This window comes from Stenotrophomonas maltophilia group sp. RNC7, assembly GCF_030910085.1.
In the GTDB taxonomy this organism is placed as follows: domain Bacteria; phylum Pseudomonadota; class Gammaproteobacteria; order Xanthomonadales; family Xanthomonadaceae; genus Stenotrophomonas; species Stenotrophomonas sepilia.
Window position 1 is genome coordinate 1 of sequence record NZ_JAVFVN010000303.1, and the last position, 331, is coordinate 331.

1 pseudogene is annotated in these 331 nt (G+C 32.6%); it reads left to right on the forward strand.

Going from position 1 to position 331, the window contains the following annotated elements:
- Positions 1–331: pseudogene (locus tag RCF13_RS05155) on the forward strand (diaminopimelate decarboxylase); the annotation flags it as partial.

Sequence of the window (331 nt, forward strand, 5' to 3'; positions counted from 1 at the left end):
TATTTGGATGTGGTATCTGGCGGTGAATTGTATACCGCTCAAAGATCAGGTTTTCCAATGGATAAAATATTATTTCATGGAAATAACAAAACAAAAAAAGAAATAGAAATGGGTGTAGAATTGGGTGTTGGCAGATTTGTAGTAGATAATTACTACGAGCTGGATCTTTTGGAGCAAATATGTGGACAGAAAAATAAAAAGCAAAAAATCTATTTTAGAATTACACCAGGAATCGAGGCCCATACACACAATTATATACAAACAGGGCAAATTGATTCAAAATTTGGATTTACCTTGTCAACTGGAGATTTATATAAAGCAGTTGAAGATA